Origin of the sequence: Zunongwangia atlantica 22II14-10F7 (assembly GCF_002094855.1) — a bacterium.
Taxonomy (GTDB): domain Bacteria; phylum Bacteroidota; class Bacteroidia; order Flavobacteriales; family Flavobacteriaceae; genus Zunongwangia; species Zunongwangia atlantica.
This window is the reverse complement of the sequence record NZ_ARYN01000014.1, coordinates 140,527-163,834: the sequence shown is the minus strand read 5'-3', so window position 1 is coordinate 163,834 and position 23,308 is coordinate 140,527. Positions and strand designations below refer to the sequence as shown.

Here is a 23,308-nt window from a genome sequence, read left to right as displayed (position 1 = left end):
GTGCAAATATAAGCAGCTTTTTTGGACTACCAAGCCTTTTAAAAAATTGTTTCATTTTTACGAAAATCACATCAATTTTCATCGATTCTCAGCATTTCAATAAGCAAAACACGCTTAACATTAGATTAACATTCCTAAAAAAGAAAAGCATTCAGAATAATTCAGAGATGATACAGGAAATTTTATAGAAAAAAGTTCCAAACTAGGCCAAATCGAACCATAAAATCATTGTGCGGATATCTTGGCGCAGAAAAGTTATTATTCCCGTCAATCAGAAAATTTAAATTTTCAAGCTTAAAAAATATTCTTGCCTGATCTACTTTTCCGTTAAAAAAGAAGTCAACCACAGGATAATTACCAAATTCAGTTTCATTCTGAACATAAAATTCTGCCAGAACAGGATCGTAAGCATCCATTTGATAAGAAGAAAAATATCGTAAACTTAGTCCTGTTTGTAGATACAAGGCTTTATCAAACCAAAAGTCTTTATAATAAAAGGTATTTCTGGTCACCAATTCTGGTAAATTAAGAACATCAGCTCCATCTGAAACATTTTGATACAGAACAGTATTATCTAAAGCAAACTTCCCAAAGCTAAACTCCCTTTCTGCCTTCACCTTATAATATCGCACATCACCACCAAATTGGAAAGGCTTAACCGCAGCGTTATAATCTAATGAAAAATAGGTATAATTCTGAATTTGGGTAATTTCACCACTAAATTTGGCAATCATCTTAGCGGAGAGTTCAAAAAATAAGCTTTGCGCATTCTCATTATCAAAATTATTTTGCCAATTGTAATTCACATAATTACTTTGATACAGCAAGAAATTTAAATTAGGAGCTCTACTACTCTGCTTTAATCCGAAGTTTAAATAATTATTTTGATCTAGTTGATATCCTGCAGATGCCAAAATATGATTTCCAGAAAAATCATCTCCAAAATTAAAAGACACATCGCCATGCAAATTGAAACCGCCTATATAATTATCGTAGCTCCCTCCTACATTAACCAACCTACCCTCTAATCGATCTTCAGCCACCCCATCTTCTCCTACAAAAACAGAATCATACCAGTAATCGAAGAAAGAATACCCGGCTCTACCAGTAAGCTTACCTAATACATCATTATCAAAGTTTACCGCAAAGGTATTATCAAGATTTCTGAACCTTGTCTCGTCATTTAGATTTGTACTTTGAAAAGATTCACCTAAAATATTATTTGCAGCAGCCGACTGCAGGTATTGAAATTTCTTGTAAGAATAATCTAATCGATGACTAAAGAATAATTTATTCTGAATTGTATCCTGTGCCCCTATAAGGTAATATTCGTGATCTAGAAAAAATCCTTTACCATATAATGTACTCTCTGCATTTTCGAAATTCACATCTAAAACAGAGCGATCATCAAATTCTGGCACTTTACTTATATAGGAACCCACAGCATCATCTGTTAAACCTCCATTTTCTTCATTAAGTAAATCCTGACTTATGAAATGTGCTTTAGCCCTGTATCTTTTATTTTTTGTTTGATAATTTAGTGTAGTCCTGAAATTACCGCTGCTTGTAAGTATATGCCTATATCTACCGAGAGCCCTAACACCTTTGTAAGCTACACTGAAATTTAAACGTTCTGAAGTATTCACAGTAAAGAAAGCATCCAATTGCTGACCTTGCTCGGGAACTGTTTTAAAATATAATTCGGTTAATGGAGTAGGAACATGATAATAATAAACATCTGATGATTCCATGAAATTATAATGCCTTGCTCGAGCTCCAAACTTTGGAATTACACTTTTAAAATCTCTAAACTCGGTAAGCCTATTATACGTTTGGCCAGTATTAGCAAATGGCAAAAGCCCAAAAAGATCTCTCCTTAAATAATTAAATTTATAATCTTTTTGAATTGTTAGAGAAGTATCTACCTGCGTAGTATCATTATCTACTGAAATTATTTTAAAAAGATCTATGGTTGGCTCCTTGACAGTATCTTTTGACTTCTCAGACTTTGGTCTACCAGACATGTTTTGTTCTTGCCCAAAACCGAAATGAAAAGATAAAAACGATAAAAGGAAAATTATTTTCTTCATTGTTCTAAATATGAAACAAAAGTATAAAAATAACGTAAGCAGAACAGAATTGGTATAAAACAAAAAAACCACCCAAATTGGGTGGTTTTATAAAATATTAAATCAAATCTTAATAACCAGTGTTTTGAACAACATTAGCATTTGCCCCAGTCTCAGCAGCAGGAATTGGTAATGCAAATCTGAAATCTCCATAAGGAACAACACCATGTGTTATTACTAAAGGATCTGGCGCACTAATGTCCATACCAGTTCTTGCTATATCATGGAAACGAAATCCTTCAAAAGCCAATTCCTTTCTTCTTTCTAACAATATATTATCTTTTGTAGCTACATTATATGTACTTGCCCCTCTGTTAGAAGGAATGGTATTTAATTGAGATAATGCTGATGCAGAATCACCTGTTTCGAGTAATGCTTCCGCATATAACAGTACAACTTCTTCGTATCTAATCACAGGAACATTGTCACTAAAAGCAGGAAAAGAAGGATATTTACCAATATTACGGTAAGTGCCATCAGCATCCAAACCTATTACAGTTTGAGCAGGAGCACGATCTGTAGGCACGTATTCTGTAACACCTCTCACATCACCATCATCATAAACAGCAGCCAGATTAGGAGCAACAATCACATCTCCATAAGAACCTTGTTGGTAGATATTTGTCAAACCATTGATTCCTGGATTATCAATATCTGTAAAAGCTATTTCAAAAATAACATTACTACCGCCATCTGCAGAAAAAGTACTTAAAAAATTATCACTAGAAGCTACTGAAAAAGCTCCAGAACTCACAACTGATTGTGAAGCAGTCAAAGATCTTTGCCAGTCACCAAAATAATTTGCCATTCTAGCATTAATAGCGTCTACCGCAAATGTAGTAATATACTCCTTCGACCCATCATTTAAATCTGCACTCATTAAACTTGCAGCCATATCTATATCTGCATAAGCCATACTTTTTACTTCTCCAACAGTATTTCTACTTGGAAATAAAGCATCATTATCTCTAAAAGTTGTTACATAAGGTACTCCTAAAGCTGATTCTCCGCCTCCATTGACATTATGCTGCCCAAAATATTGTAATAGATCAAAATGAGCTAAAGCTCTAATAGCGTATGCTTGACCTACTATATGATCAATGGTAGCCTGATCACCTTCAATCCCTTCTGCATTTATAATAATATTTGCTGAGCCAATTACGCTATAAAATTGAGACCATAAAGAATTTGAAATTCCTGAATTTTCAGTCAAAGACATTTGTGATTCAGTTACAAATCTGTTAGAGTTCCCATTAGAACCCGCATTAGCAGAAAATACTTCACCCAAAATTATATAATCACGCCCATAAGCGGAAGTACTTGAAAGCCTATCATAAGCTCCAACCAAAATAGCCTGAAGATCATTGGTTGTATTAATACTGGTCTCTATACTTTTATCCTGCGCTAAAGTTGGATCAAGATCTTCATCTGAACAAGAGGAAAACATACCAAGACTTAGTGCAGCTAATAATAATATTTTAAAATTCTTTTTCATTTTCTAAAATTTAACGTTAACACCTAAAGTATAAGATTCTACAGGCGGAGTTGTTAATCTTGTATAACCATCCGCTCTTACCTCAGGATCTAATAGCAATCCATCATCTTTTAACCAAGTAGCAACATTGGTACCTCTCAACGTAAGCATTAAACCATCAATTCCTATTGAATTAGCCCATGAAGAAGGTAAATTATAACCAAACGCAACATTTTTCAACCTTACGTAATCACCATCGAATAAATGTCTAGAAGAAGTTGCATGAAAATTATTATTAACCCCATAGTCAACTTTTGGAACATCTGTAATATCTCCCGGTTGTTGCCACCTATCTAATAATTCAGTAGCACCATTGTAAGAACCTAGAGAGAAAGAATTTGTTCTTAAATAAAACTGTGCATACTGCTCATAAATTTTATGTCCTCCAGCAAAATAAAGATCTGCTTCAGCAAAAAATCCTTTAAATGAAACTCTTGTCCCTAAGCCCCCTGAATAGGTTGGCAAAGCACTAGCTCCCTGATAAACCGCCTCTGCAGTATTATAATTAGATGTGGTTTCACCATCAACTCCGTTTTCATACCAAGTTGGCTCTCCGGTTTCAGGATCTACACCTGCCCAAGTTCTCATATACCAACCACCAACTGGTCTTCCAACTTCTGTGCTCTTATATGAGCTACCTCCATTAGGATCAATTGGTTCTCCATCAGCACCTAATGCTAACTTAGTAACTTCATTATCTACTGAAGCATAATTACCGTAAATATTCCAATTAAAATCCTCTGTACTAATTACATCGAAAGATAATTCTGCTTCTATACCAGAGTTTGTCATCTCTCCTAAGTTCTGACTCTGATTACTAAAAGCTGTTGTTAAGGAAAGCGGCACACCTTGTAGAAGATCATAGTTTCTTCTATTAAAGTACGTTACTGAACCAGACAATCTATTATTGAATAACCCGAAAATTAAACCTACATCAAAATTTTCCGCTTTTTCCCAAGTTAGATCTGCGTTACCGAATTGAGAAGGAGTTGCTCCTCCGTTTCCTCCGTATGTAGCTCCATAAGATAATAATGCCTGATAGTTATTAATTCCAATAGCATTATTACCGGTGATACCATATGAAGTTCTTAATCGCAATGAATTAAAAACAGAGCCTTTCATAAAGTTTTCTCTATGGATATTCCAGGCAGCACCTACCGCACCAAATGTCCCAAAACGTTGTTCTGGAGCAAATCTTGAAGATCCTTCACGTCTAATAGAACCATCAATTACATAACGACCATCATAGTTATAATTCACAATCCCTAAATACGAAACATTATACCAGTCTGAGAAAGAAGAACTTGCATCGTAATTCGCACTAGCAGAAGTAATATATGTCAAACCATCTGCTGGAAAATTCTCACCATAAGCATACATATAGTACCCCTGATTCTTTTGATATTCAAATAAGGTAGTGAAATCAAAGTTGTGCACATCACCCAGTGTGAAGCCATAATTGAAAGATCCTTGGTATACCCAGTTATAATTTTTATTATCACTAGCAGTAGAAGCACCATTTACAGGAGCTGAATCACCCTCATACCTGTTTTGATAATCTCTATAATTAGCAATTTGATAATCTAAAGCAAGCTTATTCGAGAAAGTAAATCCATCAAACAACTCCCAATCTAGAGTTGAATTAGATATACCTCTTATCAATTCATTTCTTGTTATATTATTATCTAATACATATAAAGTATTGTGCAAAGAACCAAAAGCAAGGTCGATATTTTGTGAACCATCCTCATTATATGGATTATTAAATGGATTCATTAAAAACCTTGTTATAAACGGATTTGAAAAGTAAGATCCCTGTTCTAATATCGGGTTTTGAGTAATTCTAGATACATTCATGTTTGTAGAGAAATTAATATTATCTCTTAGTTTTCTAGAAAAGTTCATTACTCCGTTCAATCTTTCGAAAGTTGAACCAATTACCGTTGCCTCAGTTTTATTATAACCTAAAGAAGCATAGAAAGAACCTTTTTCATCCCCTCCAGTAGCTGAAAAATTATAATCTTGAGTTAGCGCATCTTCATTTTTGATTAAATCTGACCAGTTATAAACAGACGTCCCATCATAGTTTGCATCAACAGATGGAATTAAACCTATTGCCTCAGCTGGGGTAGTTACACCATAATCCTGCACAGAACCATTTGGCCCATATGAATTTAAAAGAGCTTCTCCTAACAACTCATACCTTTGTGGACCGGTTAAAACTGTTCTTTTATTGTAAGCATCATTTTGGAACCCAACCCTAGAATTAAAAGTGAATTGAGCTTCTCCTGACTTCCCTTTTTTTGTTGTAATTACAATTACCCCATTTGAACCTCTAGCTCCATACTGGGCAGTAGCTGATGCATCCTTTAAGACTGTAATCGTCTCAATATCCTGACTATTTAATGACGCAATAGGACTCAAAGAACTCCTTGCAGTGCTTCCTGTTGCATTTGAATTTATAACAGGAACACCATCAATAACATACAACGGATCGTTACCTGCTCCAATAGAACTCACACCACGAATTCTGATATCCTGGACAGAACCAGGAGTACCAGAAGATTGAGAAATTTGTAGACCAGGAACTTTACCTTGTAAAGCTTGATCTACGGTCACTGTAGGATTAGATGCTAACTCCTCTCCAGCTACCTGAACAGAAGCACCAGTAACTTCTTCAACCCCTTTTGTACTATAACCAAGCACAACGACTTCACCTAAAGCAGCTGCATCTACTTCTAAAGTCACATCGATAGTATTTGAGTTACCAACAACAAACTCCTGCTTTGAATACCCAACGTAACTAAATACAATAGTGGAACCTTCTGTCACACTAATATTGTACTCTCCATCGAAATTAGTTTGAACACCATTGTTCGTACCTTTTTCAATAACATTTACTCCTGGTAGAGGAAGACCTCCTTCGTCAACAACGGTACCAGAAACATTTTTTTCTTGTGCAAAAACTAATTGCACAACTAACACCATAAATAGTGTTAGCATTCCATGTAATGTTTTTTTCATTATTTCGTTAATTTGAATTAGCCTGAGCCAAAAATCATAATAAAAACTTAATAAACAAAATAATTGAGTTCTAAAATTTATAAAAAAATTACATTATTTTCAATAAAAACGTTTTAGCACATAGTTATTGATTACATTTTTAATCAAATATTATTTATTTGATTAAAAATAAAAAGTAACATTACACACCTAACAACTCCAAACACCATGTATTTTTTAACTATTTAATCACATAAAACGATTTCGATTAACTAAATCATATTTAAAATAATGTCCAAATATTTCACAGCTATGTTTCTAGGAGCAAAACCCACTAAATTCGTAGAAATGAAAAAACCGGCTGATAGCCGGTTTTTTTTAATTTATGCTAGAAAACTTTTTTAGTACCCTGGATTCTGATCCTCCTGAGAAAGTGCCTGATTGGCATTAATTTCATCCTGAGGAATAGGCCATAAAATACGATTTTCATTTAGAGAAGATGAGCTTTTATTTGCAACAACTTCATCTAAAATATCTAATCTTACCGTATCATACCATCTTTTACCTTCAGCAAAAAGTTCAATTCTTCTTTCTTGTGATATTAGATCAATATAATTCTCTGACGTTAAGCTTAAATCTCCTAAACCTGCTCTATTGCGAACATTGTTTAAATAATCTGAAGCTCCATCAAAATCACCAGATCTCGCTAATAATTCAGCATAAAGCAACTCAACTTCTGCATATCTGTAAACATAAGGTTGATCTGTCCCCGTAGAAACATTTGAGTACTTACTTATATACGAAGAAGAAAAGTCATCACTATTAGTCACAAGATTTATTCTCTGATCTCCATCTTCAAAAGCTTCTAGAAAACTTGCTTCAGGTGCAACCTCCCTTCTACCTCCTAAAGCAGATGGGTAAAAATAGAAAGCTAAATTATTAGAATCATCTGTGGAATATCTAATTCTAAAGATTTCCTCGGTATTGGAACTTGATGTAAAAACAGCATCATAAGATTCTACCAAAGAATAGCTACCAATTATATTTTCTAAAGCAGCTGTAGCCTCTTCATAATTTCCAAGAGTCATTTGAACTTCAGCTAATAAAACATTTAAAGCATCATCAGAGAAATGATAAACATCATTTTCTAAAATTTCTCCTTGTGCATCACTAATATCATTTAAAATATACTGGTAAACTTCTGCTTCTGTTGATCTAGCAACATTTGCTGATGCAGCTCCATTATTAGAAACTAAATCATCTTCACTAGGAAGTGGAACACCACCAAACATTCTAACTAAATCAAAATACATTAAAGCTCTAATTCCTTTTGCTTCTGCAATAATAGAATTTCTAGCCGCTTCATCTACATCGGCAAGTGCTTGTGTAGCATTTATAACTGAATTTGCTCTAAAGATTACAATATATCGATAAGACCAAAAATAAGTAACTGCTAAGTTTGTTGCAGGCACATTATTTAAAACCATTTCATCAAACAAAGTGTAAGAACCACTATGTGAAAATTCATCAGCATACAAACCAAGTGACATAATTGGATATGCGCCCTGAACATAAACACTCTGCATAGCATCATAAACTCCGTCCATTGCCTGTTGGGCAGTGGCCAAATCTGTAATAAACTGATCTGTTCCTATCGTAGTAGGATCTGAAACCTGAAGTTCGTCGTCACAACCTGTAAAAATCAAGGTTGTTAACAATACATATATATATAGATAATTTCTCATTCTTATTTTTTTAGAAGTTGATGTTAACTCCAAACTTATAAACCTTATTTCCTCCCTGAGTTAAGAAATCTGTACCACTTGTTACTGCAGAGTCTCCTGAATAGTTAACCTCTGGATCAATACCAGAATAATCTGTAAACATTAATAAGTTATCTGCAGAAGCATAGAATCTAATACTACCAAATCCTAATAGATCCTTTGGAAGTGTATATCCTAAGGTTACGTTTCTTAACTTAATAAATGAGCCATCCTCTACTAATCGAGTGGAATCATAATTATTATAAGCTGAAGTTGAGTAATTTGGCCTAGGAGTATTTGTATTTGTATTCTCTGGAGTCCAGTAATTTAATTGATTGGTAAACTTACCATAAACTGGGTTTGCTGCAGATCCTGTATACTGAAGCGTAGAATTAAATACATCATTACCTTCAGACCATGCCCATAAGAAATAAAGATCGAAATTTTTGTACTGAATATTGTTTGTCCAAGAAGCAGTAAAATCTGCCCAAGGTGATCCTCCTATAATATAATCTGAATCATTAATAATTCCATCGCCGTTTTGATCGATGTATTTTACATCCCCTGCTCCTACGCCATCAGCAGCAAGTGCAGCTGGAATTTCGTCTCCTTCTTGATATAAACCATCAGATTCTAAAACATAAAAAGCTCCTAATTCTTCACCTTCCTGAACTCTACTTGCAAATCCTCTTGTAAATGGAGAATTACCATCAAGAGAAGTAACTTTGTTATCTAGAGTACTAAAACCTAAACTAGATTTCCAGCTAAAATCTTCACGATCAAAAACCTGAACATCTAAAGAAACTTCATGCCCACGGTTAGACATTTCCCCTACATTCCCATAGAAGGAACTAAACCCAGAAGAATAGGCCAAAGGTATGTTTAAAAGAAGGTCATCTGTTTTCTTATCGAAATAATCGTATTCTACAGAAATTACATTATTAAATAAGCCTAAAGAGAAACCTATATCAAACTGACTGGTAACCTCCCACTTAACATCTGGGTTACCAATTTCTGTGATTGCTGTTCCTGCAGAACCAGCATATGGAGTTGAACTTACTCCTGCAAGAGCATCATAAGCCCCAATACCTGTATCGTTACCGGTAACACCGTAAGAAGCTCTTAACTTTACAAAGTTGAAAGCTTCGCTATCAAACCAATCTTCTTCAGATAAAATATATCCTCCAGAGATAGATGGGAAGTAACCCCATTTTTCATTCTCTCCAAATTTAGAAGAACCATCTGCTCTTAAACTACCTGTAATGATATATTTACCATACAAATTGAAAGAAGCCCTACTTATTAAAGAGTAAAGTTTTGATTCGTTATAACTTCCATCAGCTCCTAAAACAGTAGCTCCCTGAGATACTTCTTGTAATTCTGGTGATGCAAAATTTGATCTTTCAGCACTTACAAAATTATATTTTCTACCATTATATTCTCCCGCCAATAAACCTGTAAAAGAAATATCATCGTTAATATCAACGTCAAAATTTAAAGCCTGAGTAGTAGTAAATCTTCTAATTCTAGCCATACGCTCGTAAGCATAACCATTAGTTCCAGCTCCCTGTGCAGAAGTTGAAGGATTGTATTGCTTTTCGTCTAGATTCATATTATCAAGACCGTATTTAGAGCTAAAACTTAACCAATCTGTAAAATCATATGTAAATTCAGCATTGGCAAGTAATCTAAATGTCTCTAAATTCCCCTGATCTAACAATGCATTTTGAACCGGGTTAGAGAACTGCCAGGTAGAACTATTATAAGTTCCGTCTTCATTATAAATATTATTACCAGGAGATTCTAGAATAGCAGTAGATAAAACTCCGTAGATATTATTATCCCCGTTAGAAACGATTTGCTCTTCACTACTAATAGTTGCTCCTCCAGTAAATCTAAATTTATCAGTAATATCCTGATTAAGGTTCATAGTGAAATTATCACGGTGATAATCCTGACCTAAAATTACACCTTCTTGATCGTAAGATGAACCAGATAAATAATATTGAGTTCCATCTGTTCCTCCTGAAATACTTCCAGTAATATTTCTAACTACAGCATCATCTCTATAAATAGCATCCATGTAGTTATCTCCAACTCCAGTAACCGAGTTATAAAATTGTTGAAGCTCTGCATCACTCGCTCCTAATAACTCACTATTTCCTGAACGGCTTGCTGAAGTATATCCAGACCCTTGCGAAGCTTCGTAATAATCGTCACTAAAGTTTAACCACTGGCCATAGTTCATTGTTTCATATTTCTCGATAGGATTTTGAATACCTACGTAAGAATTAATAGAAACTTTTGGCTTACCTGATTTTCCTCTTTTAGTGGTAATAATTACAACACCATTTGAAGCTCTAGAACCATAAATTGCCGCAGCTGCGGCATCCTTTAAAACTTCGATAGATTCAATATCTGAAGAACTGATACTTGAAAGCGCACTATTTTGCTGACCTCCATAAGAATCTGATATTGTTGAACCAGATTCGATTTGAACACCATCTACAATGTAAAGCGGACTGTTAGATCCATTAACAGATGTAGCTCCTCTAACTCTTAAACGAACCTCACCACCTGGAGCTCCAGAAGATTGGGTTACCTGCACCCCAGTAGAATTCCCCTGTAAAGCAGCAGAAATGTTCGCTACAGATATTTTTTGAGCATCATCTGCATCTACTTGGGATATAGCAGTAGTTACATTTCTTTTTGAGGTAGAACCGTAACCAGTTACCACAACTTCATCTAAAGCAGCAGCATCTACAATCATAGTTATATTGATTTCAGAAGTACTACCAACTTGGGCAGTTTTAGTACCAAAACCAACATAGCTAAAACTTAACACAGCTCCTTCTTCAACATCGATCTTATAAATCCCGTCAAAATCTGTTTGTACACCATTATTGGTGCCTTGCTCGATAACATTAACACCTGGTAAAGGCATGCCATCTTCATCCTTCACTGTTCCCGTAACAGTTTTTTCTTGTGCGAAGGATAATTGCACAACTAACACCATAAAAAGTGTTAGAATTCCATTTAATTTTGTTTTCATTATTATTTAATTTGTACATCAAACACCAAAATTCTGTATTATTCACTATGAAGCAATGAAAATCGTTGAATAGTTCTTAACAGGTTTCCCAGGAAAACGTTTGATATTTTAACTTTAACTTAACTTTAATACTATGTTAAGAAATCAACTAAAGGATTGCATAGAATGCGGTACAGATGAAGCAGGAAGGGGTTGTATAGCCGGGCCTGTTACCGCTGCTGCAGTTATTCTACCTAAAACATTCAAAAACAAAACTTTAAGAGATTCCAAAAAAATCACAGCTAAGAATCGAGATATTTTAAGAGAAATTTTAGAATCTGAATGCACTTCATACGGAGTGACGCATGTATATATGGAAACAATTGATGAAATTAATATCTTAAATTCATCAATTTTAGCTATGCATCAATCTATCGAAAAGCTAAACCCAGTTCCAGAACATATAATTGTTGATGGAAATAGGTTTAAACCTTTCAAAAACATACCTTTTGAATGTATAATTAAAGGAGATGATAAATTTTTGAGTATTGCAGCAGCTTCGATACTCGCAAAAACGTACAGAGACGAATATATGGCCAAAATTCATGAAGAATTCCCTATGTATAACTGGAAAAAGAACAAAGGATACCCTACAAAAGAGCATAGAGATGCTATAAGAAAGTATGGAATCACAAAATATCACCGTAAAAGCTTTAAACTACTACCGGAACAACTTGAAATAGATTTTTAAAAAAAGACCCTGATTTTATCGAATATCAGCATCATAAAGGTTTTAAACTATTCCAATAAAAAAGCCACTCAAAATATGGAGTGGCTTTTTATATGTAAAGAAATTATCTTCTTACCAACCTGGGTTTTGTACCATGTTAGAATTCACAATAACATCATTAGTAGGTATACCCCAAATAAACTTTGGATTAGTAGCCTCTACAGATTTTGTATAATAATTATCTCCAGGCACTAAAGCACTTTCGTCTTGAGGATCTCTTCGAGTGAAACCTAAATCCCATCTTCTTAAATCATCAAGTCTAAATCCTTCAAAAGCTAATTCTCTAGCTCTTTCTTCACGAACAGCATTAACTAAGGCGTCTCCACCTACATTAACCGCTGCAAGACCTCTTGCTTGACGTAAAGCATTTAACGGAGCTAAAGCATCTGATGCTGAAGTATTAAGAGCTGCTTCAGCTGAAATCAGATACATCTCTGCCACTCTAAATACTTTTGGTGCATGCTGGTAATTAGTATTAGCTCCTGTGAAAAGAGCAGGATTACCAGGATACTTATTTACCATATAAAGATCTGTATATTCTAAACCACTAATTACAATTGTATCTGTGGTAAAGTAAACATCCTTACGAATATCATCATCTTCATACATATCGATTACCCACTGAGATGGTAAAAAATCTGGCGTAAAACGATCTGTAGCTCCATTGTAACCAAGGTAAATACTGTTTGTATTAGCCATTTCATTTGGAGCTTCTACAAATAACTGCATAATTACTTCTTGATCGTAATCATTAACCCACATGTCACTAAAATCTCCCTCATTATCGATTAGAGGATAGTTACCAGAGTTGATTAATTGATCTGCAGCAGCTTTTGCTCCAGCCCAATCTTCCATATATAATCTTACACGAGCTTCAAGTGCTAATAAAACATCAGCATTAAATCTTTGTGCTCCTTGCTCTCCATCAACTTGTGACAAAGCTGGTCTTGCAGCTTCAATATCAGAAAGAATCTGAGCATAAACTTCAGCAACAGTACTACGTGCCGGTCTTTCAGCTATATTGAATTCTAACATTAATGGAACTCCTAAATCTGAAGATGCAGACGAAGCATCGTAATCTGAAGCATAACGCACCACTAAATTATGATAATAAAATGCTCTAGCTAAATGTGCTTCTGCAATGTATCTTTCTAGTTCTGCAGCTTCCTCTGGAGAATTTGTTGCAATTGTAGGTAAACCTTCTAATGCAACATTAACATCACTTATTAAACTATAGTATGCAGACCATAAATTTCTTAACGTATAATCATCTGCAAGAAAACCTTCCCATCTGTGTGGGTTACCATTTCTGTTTCCGTAATCTAAGGTAGCATTCAATTGATCTGCCTGTACATCTGTAGGAAACATAAATTCTCCGTATACAACTCCTCTTAAGTTAGCGTATAAACCATTATTCCAGGTCGCAGCGTCATTAATTGTTTGAAAAGATTGCGACTGCTCTATAGCATCATAGGGAAATCTTTCCAGGTCATCACAGCCAACAAAAATAATCGACAGAAACAACCCTATAAATATTTTCTTTATATTCAATGTATTCATCTTTTAATTAATTTTTAGAATTGAAGATCTATCCCGAATGTAAACTGCTTCGTATTAGGGTTAGTTCCTAAACCAATATTTGAATCTACCTCTGGATCTGGACCTAAATAATCTGTCCACGTAAGCAAGTTTCTTCCAGTTAAGTAAACTTTAGCTCCTTTCATAAACCCAGTATTATCTAAAAGAGATGAAGGTAAGTTGTAACCGATAGTTAATGTCTTCATACGTAAAAATGAAGCATCTTCAATTAACCTTGAATCAAATTGAGTAAACTGAACATCTGCTCTTGGGAATAAAGTTTGATCCCCAGGCTCTTGCCAGTAATCTAATACTCTTGTTGTTTGGTTAAATCCTGGGAACTGATTTGGGTTCTCAAAGAAATATCTATCGTTATTAATTAAGTTTTTACCTACACTAAATGCAAAATGCGTTTGGAAGTAGAAACCTTTATAATCTGCATTCAAACCAAAACCTCCATTTAGTGGTGGATATCTATCGATACCTGTATTTTGTTGTAAAGCAGCTGTATTAAATTGATTAGTTACAGCATTAGGATCTTCTCTATTGTAAACAATCTCATCTGGATTTTCATTAGGAAGGTACCATTGTGCATCTCCATTTTCTGGATTCACACCTGCAAAAACAGGATAAAAATAAGATACAGGCTCTCCAACTACCCAAGATACTCCAGTGTTTGGAATAATCCAGTAATCTCTACCCTGGAATAACTCAGTAACCTTATTTTGATTGTAGTTAAATGCAACATAAGGAGTTACTTTAAAGTCATTTCCTCTAAGCACATCCACTTCTAAACTAACATCAAAACCATAATTTTTTAATGAACCAGTATTTTCAGTTACCTCAGAGAAACCACTTGTAAAAGGATAAGGTACATCAATTAACATATCTTCAGTTAATCTATCGTAGTACTCTACTCCTAAACGAACTCTATCTATTAAACTAACTTCAACACCTACAGAAGCAGATCGCTGACTTTCCCATTGTAAAGCTGGGTTTCCTGGTGAAGCTAAATACCAACCAGTTTGACCTTGATATTGGTTTGTACCAACTAATGCATAACTATTATAGTTTCCGATATCAGAGTTCCCAGAAGTACCAACGTTAGCTCTAATCACTAAATCATCTAACCATTCTACATCAGCAAGGAAAGCTTCTTTTTTAGCAGTCCATCTAGCTCCAACAGCCCAGAAAGTTGCCTCTCTATTATCTCTACCAAAACGAGAAGAACCATCTTGTCTTAAGGTAAAGTTTGCGTAGTACTTTTTATCAAAATTATACTCAAAACGTCCAAAATAAGACTCTAAACTCCACTCTGACATTGATTGAACAACATCTCTGTTGTTTGGTCCCTGACCAAGCATAATTAAACGATCATCTGTTTGCCCAGTTGATAATCCTCTAAAGTCTTCGAAATCATAATCCTGATACTCATGACCTGCAAATACAGTAACATTATGAACATCTGCAACACTAAAACTATATGATGCAGTATTAGAAACAGTAATTTGCTTATCTCTTCTAAATCTCTCTTCGCTACTTCCGTTATTTAAAGAACCTAAATATGATGGCAATCTTCTTAAAGTAGTTCTTTCATCAAAAGCATTTAAACCAACAGCAGATCTTAGAGTAAGTCCTTTAATAGGATTTAATTCTATATAACCTGAAGGGTTAATTTGGAAACGATTTCTATCAAAAGGATTCTTTTCTGCTAAATACACCGGGTCATATCTATTCCAACCAGGAATAACTCCTTCGTATCTATTTCCTGTTTCAGGATTGATAGGAGAGTAATATGGCTGTGCTAATAATCCTAAACCTCTGTTTGTACTATTTGACCCATAAGGGTTTTCCTGATCTGTACTGTAAGCGAACCCAATATTTAAACCTGCACTTAACCAGTCGTTAATTTCTGTAGTTAAGTTACTTCTTAAGTTATATCTATTAAAATCTGATCTATAAGCAAGACCTTCCTGCTCAAAATAACCACCCGAAATAAAATAACGAGTTTTTTCACTACCACCTGATGCACTAACATTAATTTGTGTTGTAGGTGCATCATCTTTGTAATAGTATTTATACCACTGAGTATCTGCGTTATTTTCAGCCAAAATAGCATCCATATTTTCACGAGAGATCTGGCCAGTTGCAACTCTAAAATTGCTAAACTGCTCAGTATTCATTAAGCTCTCAAAATAATCTTTATTAGCTATTTCTGAAAATCCATGCTGAACACCAACATTAATAGAAGGCTCTTGTTCTTTACGACCTCCTTTAGTAGTAATAATCACAACTCCGTTTGCCGCTCTAGAACCATAAATAGCAGTTTCAGAAGCATCTTTAAGAACAGTAATATCTTCAATATCGTTAGGGTTTAAACGAGTGAAAATTTCAGCAGAAACCTGAAATCCATCTAATAAGATCAAAGGAGTTGATCCTGCCCCTAAAGATCCTACACCTCTAAGACGAATAGAAGGTACTGCATTAGGCTCTCCCGAAGAAGTGAAAATTTGCAAGCCTGCTACCTGTCCCTGCATAGCATCCATAATGTTAGCCGCTGGCCTATCCTGTAAAACCTCTCCAGAAACCTGTGCAACAGATCCCACTACATCGGTTTTATCTCTAGTACCATAACCAACAACCACAACTTCATCTAAAGCCGCAGCATCTACAGCAAGAGTGACATTAATGGTATTTGAACTTCCTACAGTTTTTTCCTGCTTAGTGAAGCCCACATAACTAAAAACAATAACAGATCCTTCTTCTACTCTAATGCTGTAATTTCCATCAAAGTCTGTTTGAACTCCGTTGCTTGTTCCTTTCTCAATTACATTAACCCCAGGTAGCGGAAGACCTTCTTCGTCTATTACTGTCCCAGTAATTAATTTTTCCTGTGCAAAAGCTAATTGCACAACTAACACCATAAATAGTGTTAGCAATCCATGTAAAGTTTTTTTCATTATTAATGTTAATTTGAATTAGCTCTGCCCAAAAATCATAATAAAAACTTAATAATCAAAAGTGAAAAGTTCATTTTCATGAAAAAATGTTAGTAAAACTTAAAAATACAATGATTTTATTTATATTTTTTAACCTTTTTAAGAGTTAATAATCACTAAAAAATAAATTCAAATAACAAAAAATCATTTTTTTAACTGAAACACGAGTTATTTTAGAAAAAACAGCATTATAAAGAATTTAACAACTTCCCATCAATACTAATGTTAAAACGTTTAATCAAAATCTTAAAACAAAGATTTTTCAATAAAAAAAGGAGGTGTAAAATACACCTCCTTTTTATCTAAAATCGAATTATAAGTTAATTAAGAACCATAACCAGGGTTCTGAGTTAACAATGAGTTAACATCTATTTCTCTTTGTGGTATTGGAAATAACAATGAACTATCATTGTAAGGAATATTTCCTACATCCTGCATTGTTCTCTTTAGATCGTAAATTAAGAATCCTTCAAAAGCTAACTCTAATTCTCTCTCTAACATAATACCGTCTAAATTTACTGTACTTAACGCATTTGCATTAGATCGTTCTCTAATTGCGTTTACATCTGTTACAGGCGTTGCTACAACAGAACTACCCAGACGTAAATTTGCTTCAGCTCTAATCAAATACATCTCTGCCAGCCTAAGTACCATAACATTACCAAACTGGTTGGTATATTTAGCTGTTAATAGATCTTCACTTTGTGCACTAGCATAGAAAAACTCACTACGTACATCGTCTTCAGAATCAAACATTGCTAAATATTCATCATTAACACTTATATCATTATCACGCCCTCCATTATCCTGATCGGCGTAATGAGTAATTAAGTTGTTGGAACCATCCTGAGTTGTCACCTGAAAAGGAAAAATAGTTGAATAAATCTGAAATTAACATTAAAACTCTGCATCAAATAACTCATTAAAATAATCCAGAAACTTCTGTTTCACCTCTTCCATATCAACGTAATTTTCACCTAACTCAACGTTCAAAGAAGTAACGGCTTTTTCTTTAATTCCGCAGGGAACAATATTATCAAAATAACCTAGATCTGCATTTACATTTAAAGCTAAACCATGCATTGTAACCCATCTACTTGCCCGCACACCCATCGCACAAATCTTTCTAGCAAAAGGAGTTCCTACATCTAGCCAAACTCCAGTTTCACCCTCGCTACGTTCAGCTTTAACTCCGTAATCCCTTAAAACTAAAATCACCGTTTCTTCTAAAAGCCTAAGATATTTATGTATATCTGTAAAAAAATTATCCAGATCTAAAATTGGGTAAATCACCATTTGGCCGGGGCCATGATAAGTAATATCTCCCCCACGATTAATTTTATAGAATTTAGCCCCTTTTTCTTCAAGCTGATTTTCGTTAATTAAAAGGTTAGAAACATCACCACTTTTACCTAAAGTATATACATGGGGATGCTCTACAGAGAGTAAATAATTAGGTGTCTCTATTTGTGTATTTTCTCTCCTGTTTTTTACTTTTATATCAAGTATCTCCTTAAAAAGCTGCTCTTGATAATCCCAAGTCTCTTTATAATCTTTAAATCCTAATTCCTTAATCTCTATTTTCTTGTTTTGCTTCACTTCCATCATCTATTAGGGTTATTCAAAATTATAAGCGCTGCTATTACACCCGGAATCCAACCAAGTAAGGTAAGAATAAGCACAATCAAAATAGAACCACAACCTTTATCAAACACTGCTAAAGGCGGAAAAATAATCGATAAAATAACACGCCAAATACTCATAATCTCGATATTATCTAAAACCAAAAACAAAGATAGAATTTCTAAACCAGATTAGAATCTAATCTTAAGTATAACATTGGTTGGTACTCTGATTGTCATTATATTTGCAGCTGCTTCCTAAAACGGGAAGTCACTAAATTTTAAAATTACACCATGCAGCTATCTGAACAGGAAATTGTAAGAAGAGAAAAACTGGCTACATTAAGGGAGAAAGGAATTAACCCATATCCGGCCGATTTATTTCCATTAGATCACACATCTGCCGATATCAAGGCAAATTTCGAAGAGGGTAAAAAAGTTGTTATCGCGGGTAGATTAATGTCTCGTAGAATTCAGGGTAAAGCATCTTTTGCTGAACTTCAGGACTCAAAAGGAAAGATTCAGGTTTACTTTAATCGCGATGAGATTTGTACTGGAGAGGATAAATCGAAATATAACGATATTTATAAAAAGCTGCTGGATATAGGTGATTTTATAGGGATTGAAGGGGAATTATTTAAAACTCAAGTGGGCGAAAAAACCGTTATGGTGAAAGATTTTAGCCTATTAAGTAAATCTATTAGACCTTTACCTTTACCAAAAACAGATAAAGAAGGAAATACATACGATGGTTTTACAGATCCAGAACATCGCTACCGCCAGCGATATGCAGATCTTGCTGTAAATCCAAAAGTGAAAGAGATTTTTGTAAAACGTACTAAACTTTTTAGTGCGATGCGTAATTTCTTTAACGAGGCTGGTTATTTTGAAGTTGAAACACCAATCCTTCAATCGATCCCAGGTGGAGCGGCGGCACGTCCTTTCATCACGCATCATAATGCTTTAGATATTCCTTTATATCTAAGAATCGCAAACGAGCTTTACTTAAAAAGACTTATTGTAGGTGGTTTCGACGGAGTATATGAATTCTCTAAAAACTTCAGAAATGAAGGTATGGATAGAACTCACAATCCAGAGTTTACTGCGATGGAAATCTATGTATCTTATAAAGACTATAACTGGATGATGGATTTTACCGAAAAACTTCTGGAGCATTGCGCCATGGCGGTTAATGGAACTACTGAAGCTACCTTCGGAAAACACAACGTAGATTTTAAAGCTCCATACAAGCGTGTAACAATGACCGATGCAATTATCGAATTTACAGGATTTGATATTACCGGTAAATCTGAAGCTGAATTATTTGAAGCAGCGAAAGGAATGGGCATCGAGGTTGATGAAACCATGGGGAAAGGAAAACTTATCGATGAAATCTTTGGTGATAAATGTGAAGGAAACTACATTCAACCAACATTCATTACAGACTATCCAAAAGAAATGAGTCCGCTTTGTAAGGAGCACAGAGAGAATCCAGAGCTAACCGAGCGTTTCGAACTTATGGTTTGTGGAAAAGAAATCGCTAATGCATATTCTGAACTTAATGATCCTATAGACCAACGCGAGCGTTTCGAAGAGCAATTAAGATTATCTGAAAAAGGTGATGATGAAGCAACACAGTTTATAGACCAGGATTTCTTACGCGCTTTAGAGTATGGTATGCCTCCAACATCTGGATTAGGAATTGGAATGGATCGTTTAATTATGTTCTTAACCAATAATCAATCCATCCAGGAAGTATTATTCTTCCCTCAAATGAAACCAGAAAAGAAACAGGTTGAACTTACCGAGGAAGAAAAAGCAGTTTATCAATTACTAAAAGATGACCAAAATCACGACATGAATCTTATAAAAGAAAAGTCTGGTTTAAGTAACAAAAAATGGGATAAAGCTTTAAAATCTCTAAGAAAACATAAAATGATTGAGGTTTTTAAAGAAGGGGACGAAATGAAAATAAGCGTTGCATAACCAATCATTTAGCGTTAAAATATTAGAAAGGTCACACTAAAATGTGACCTTTTTTTGTATCTTTTTTCTTAAAATTTACATTTTTATTAACTTCTCTTTAAACCTTTTTAAAGTTTCAAAGTCAAACAATCGATTTTGGATTTCTACAGGAACTTTTTTTCTGAAAAAATTAAATCCAAATTCGGCTAAAATTAATTAAACCTTATGACAAACAAACTACCGATCAGGATTTGTGCTGTGGGGCTTTCTTTTTTAATGGCATCTTGTGCCGTTTTTCAAAAAAACAAGAAAAGCCAATCTGCTACTGCACAAAAAGAACAATCTAAAGACGGATTAAAACCTTACGCAAAAGTCATCACTAAAGATGCAAAATCAGACGAAGGTCTTTTTACCGTTCACAAAGTAAAAAACAAGTACTATTACGAAATTCCAGACAGTCTCTTTAATAGAGAAATGTTAACTGTAACAAGAATCGCAAAAACTGCTTCTGGTATTGGTTTTGGTGGAGGAAAACAAAACACCCAGGTTCATCGTTGGGAAAAGAAAGGTGACCAGGTATTACTTAGAGTAGTTTCTCACGATATTTATGCTGCAGATTCTCTTCCTATTCACGAAGCTGTAACCAACTCTAACTTCGAGCCAATTCTTAGCTCTTTCGAAATCGAAACTGTAGGTAAAGATTCTATCAATAAGTCTTACGTTATTGATGTTACAGATCTTTACAAGAAAGATGTTCAGGCTTTAGGACTTGGTGACAGATACCGTAAACAATACAAAGTTTCAAGATTAGACGATAGTCGTTCGCTTATCGATACGATTAGAAGTTATCCTCAAAACATCGAAATTCGCCATATAAAAACCTATAATGCTGGTGATCCACCATCAAACGCTACTACAGGATCAATCTCTTTAGAGTTTAGTAACTCTATGATTCTTCTTCCTAAAGTACCAATGGAGCGTCGTTACTTCGACGAGCGTGTAGGATGGTTTACTACCAGCCAAACAGATTATGGTTTAGAAGCTCAAAAGAGTAAAACTGTAGAATATCTTGACCGCTGGAGATTAGAGGTTAAAGATGAAGACATGGAAAAGTTTAAGAACGGTGAGTTAGTTGAACCTAAAAAACAAATCGTTTATTATATCGACCGTGCCACACCAGACAAATGGGTGCCTTATATTAAGCAAGGTATCGAAGACTGGCAGGTAGCTTTTGAAGCTGCGGGTTTCAAAAACGCTATTATCGCAAAAGACGCTCCAACTCCTGAAGAAGATCCAGACTGGAGCCCAGAAGATGTTCGTTATTCGGTTGTACGTTATTTAGCATCTCCAATTCCTAACGCAAATGGACCTCACGTAAGTGATCCACGTTCAGGAGAGATCCTAGAATCAGATATCAATTGGTACCACAATGTAATGACATTATTACGTAACTGGTATTTTGTACAAACTGCGGCTATCAACGAAGAAGCTCGCGGAGTAGAATTTAAAGATGAGATTATGGGACGTTTAATTCGTTTCGTTTCTTCTCACGAAGTTGGTCACACTTTAGGTCTTCCTCACAACATGGGTAGTAGCCCGGCTTACGCAGTAGAAGATCTACGTGACCCAGAATTCACTGCTAAACACAGCACAGCTCCTTCTATTATGGATTACGCTCGTTTTAACTACGTAGCACAACCTGGTGATGGTGATGTAGCTTTAATGCCAAATATTGGTACTTACGATAAGTATGCAATTATGTGGGGTTACAAACCAATCCCAGAAAAAGAAGGTAAAGAAGAAAAGCCTGTTTTAGATGAGTGGATCTTAGAACATGCAGGTGATCCTTTATATCGCTTCGGAAGTCAACAAAGTGGAGGTGTAATCGATCCTTCTTCTCAAACTGAAGATCTTGGTGACGATGCAATGCTTGCCAGTGAATATGGTATTAAAAACCTGAAGCGTATTGTTCCAAACTTAATCGAATGGACTGCTGAAGATGGTAAAGATTACGAAGATCTAGATGATCTTTATGGCCAGGTACTTGCTCAGCTTAACCGTTACATGGGCCACGTAACTGCTAATATTGGTGGTGTTTACGAAAATACTAAAACCTACGATCAAGAAGGTGCAGTTTATACTCATGTTGCTAAAGAAAAGCAGGAAAGAGCAATGGAATTCTTACAGGAACAATTGTTTGAAACTCCAAATTGGTTAATTGATCAGAACATTTTTAATAAAATTGAATTCGACGGAAATATCGAAAGAATTAGAGGTATGCAAAGCAGCACGCTTTCTAATGTTTTAGACTTCGGAAGAATGCAACGTTTATTAGAAAACGAAGAAATAAACGGGAAAGAAGCTTATACGCTTCTTGAAATGATGGAAGATTTACGTAAAGGAATCTGGAGTGAATTAAATTCTGGTCAAAAAACTGACAGATACCGCAGAAACCTTCAAAGAGCGTATATCGACCGCATGGCTTATTTAATGACAGAGAGCCAGGATGCTATTCCTAGCGCTTACCGCCGTTGGGTTAGCAGAACTAATGTTAATGTAGCACAAAGTGATATTCGACCAATCGTTAGAGGTGAATTACAAACACTACAAAGACAAATTAGAAATTCTATGTACCGCTCAGGAGATACTTTAACAAGATATCACCTTCAGGATGCATCAGAAAGAATAGATCAGATCCTTAATCCTAACGACTAGTCTAGCGATAGACTATATTTGATTTATTAGTTTTTTAAGACCTGCCTCCCCCACGAGGCAGGTTTTTTATTGTTCTAACTTTACTTATCTATCTTCAAATTATATATCGATTTTATACGTTTTTAAAGTATTTTCTATTTAAATTAAAAACTGCAATCCAAAATAGCATTAAACCTTTA

13 protein-coding genes are annotated in these 23,308 nt (G+C 34.9%); 3 read left to right on the top strand and 10 right to left on the bottom strand.

Annotated elements, in window-relative coordinates; translation table 11 throughout:
- Positions 1 to 182: 182 nt before the first annotated feature.
- The 5 genes from IIF7_RS15405 to IIF7_RS15385 form a co-directional block, all read right to left on the bottom strand.
- Positions 183 to 2,090: a putative porin gene (locus IIF7_RS15405; protein ID WP_084842590.1), complete on the bottom strand. Its 1,908-nt coding sequence runs from the start codon at positions 2,088 to 2,090 to the stop codon at positions 183 to 185.
- Positions 2,091 to 2,199: 109 nt separating this feature from the next.
- Positions 2,200 to 3,624: a RagB/SusD family nutrient uptake outer membrane protein gene (locus tag IIF7_RS15400; protein ID WP_084842589.1), complete on the bottom strand. Its 1,425-nt coding sequence runs from the start codon at positions 3,622 to 3,624 to the stop codon at positions 2,200 to 2,202.
- A gap of 3 nt (positions 3,625 to 3,627) precedes the next feature.
- Positions 3,628 to 6,687, bottom strand: coding sequence for a SusC/RagA family TonB-linked outer membrane protein (locus IIF7_RS15395; protein ID WP_084842588.1), 3,060 nt, complete (start codon positions 6,685 to 6,687; stop codon positions 3,628 to 3,630).
- A 380-nt stretch (positions 6,688 to 7,067) separates the two neighbouring features.
- The gene (locus IIF7_RS15390) at positions 7,068 to 8,411 is read right to left on the bottom strand and encodes a RagB/SusD family nutrient uptake outer membrane protein (protein WP_084842587.1); all 1,344 of its coding nucleotides are present in this window, start codon (positions 8,409 to 8,411) and stop codon (positions 7,068 to 7,070) included.
- A gap of 10 nt (positions 8,412 to 8,421) precedes the next feature.
- The gene (locus IIF7_RS15385; protein ID WP_084842586.1) at positions 8,422 to 11,481 is read right to left on the bottom strand and encodes a SusC/RagA family TonB-linked outer membrane protein; all 3,060 of its coding nucleotides are present in this window, start codon (positions 11,479 to 11,481) and stop codon (positions 8,422 to 8,424) included.
- A 133-nt stretch (positions 11,482 to 11,614) separates the two neighbouring features.
- On the opposite strand from IIF7_RS15385, the gene IIF7_RS15380 reads away from it, so the two are divergent.
- Positions 11,615 to 12,211, top strand: coding sequence for a ribonuclease HII (locus tag IIF7_RS15380; RefSeq protein ID WP_084842585.1), 597 nt, complete (start codon positions 11,615 to 11,617; stop codon positions 12,209 to 12,211).
- 111 nt (positions 12,212 to 12,322) lie between these two features.
- Here the strand turns inward: IIF7_RS15380 and IIF7_RS15375 are convergent, their stop codons facing one another.
- The 5 genes from IIF7_RS15375 to IIF7_RS15355 all read right to left on the bottom strand — a co-directional run bounded on the left by IIF7_RS15375 (position 12,323) and on the right by IIF7_RS15355 (position 18,590).
- Entirely contained in the window at positions 12,323 to 13,810 is a 1,488-nt protein-coding gene (locus IIF7_RS15375) for a RagB/SusD family nutrient uptake outer membrane protein (RefSeq protein WP_084842584.1), read from the bottom strand.
- Positions 13,811 to 13,824: 14 nt separating this feature from the next.
- Positions 13,825 to 16,788 carry a SusC/RagA family TonB-linked outer membrane protein gene (locus IIF7_RS15370; protein ID WP_084842583.1) on the bottom strand — a complete coding sequence of 988 codons (2,964 nt, stop codon included), beginning with the start codon at positions 16,786 to 16,788 and terminating at the stop codon, positions 13,825 to 13,827.
- A 363-nt stretch (positions 16,789 to 17,151) separates the two neighbouring features.
- Complete coding sequence (locus IIF7_RS15365; protein ID WP_245801656.1) at positions 17,152 to 17,685, bottom strand: RagB/SusD family nutrient uptake outer membrane protein; 534 nt, start codon at positions 17,683 to 17,685, stop codon at positions 17,152 to 17,154.
- A 39-nt stretch (positions 17,686 to 17,724) separates the two neighbouring features.
- On the bottom strand, positions 17,725 to 18,435 hold the full coding sequence (gene lipB / locus IIF7_RS15360) for a lipoyl(octanoyl) transferase LipB (RefSeq protein WP_084842582.1): 711 nt from the start codon (positions 18,433 to 18,435) through the stop codon (positions 17,725 to 17,727).
- A complete protein-coding gene (locus IIF7_RS15355; RefSeq protein ID WP_084842599.1) occupies positions 18,432 to 18,590 on the bottom strand; it encodes a YqaE/Pmp3 family membrane protein in 159 nt (52 codons plus the stop codon). The genes lipB and IIF7_RS15355 overlap by 4 nt, the downstream gene beginning before the upstream one ends.
- A gap of 153 nt (positions 18,591 to 18,743) precedes the next feature.
- On the opposite strand from IIF7_RS15355, the gene lysS reads away from it, so the two are divergent.
- Both lysS and IIF7_RS15345 read left to right on the top strand, forming a co-directional pair.
- Entirely contained in the window at positions 18,744 to 20,435 is a 1,692-nt protein-coding gene (gene lysS, locus IIF7_RS15350; RefSeq protein WP_084842581.1) for a lysine--tRNA ligase, read from the top strand.
- A gap of 204 nt (positions 20,436 to 20,639) precedes the next feature.
- Positions 20,640 to 23,129, top strand: coding sequence for a zinc-dependent metalloprotease (locus IIF7_RS15345; protein ID WP_084842580.1), 2,490 nt, complete (start codon positions 20,640 to 20,642; stop codon positions 23,127 to 23,129).
- The last annotated feature ends 179 nt before the right edge of the window (positions 23,130 to 23,308 follow it).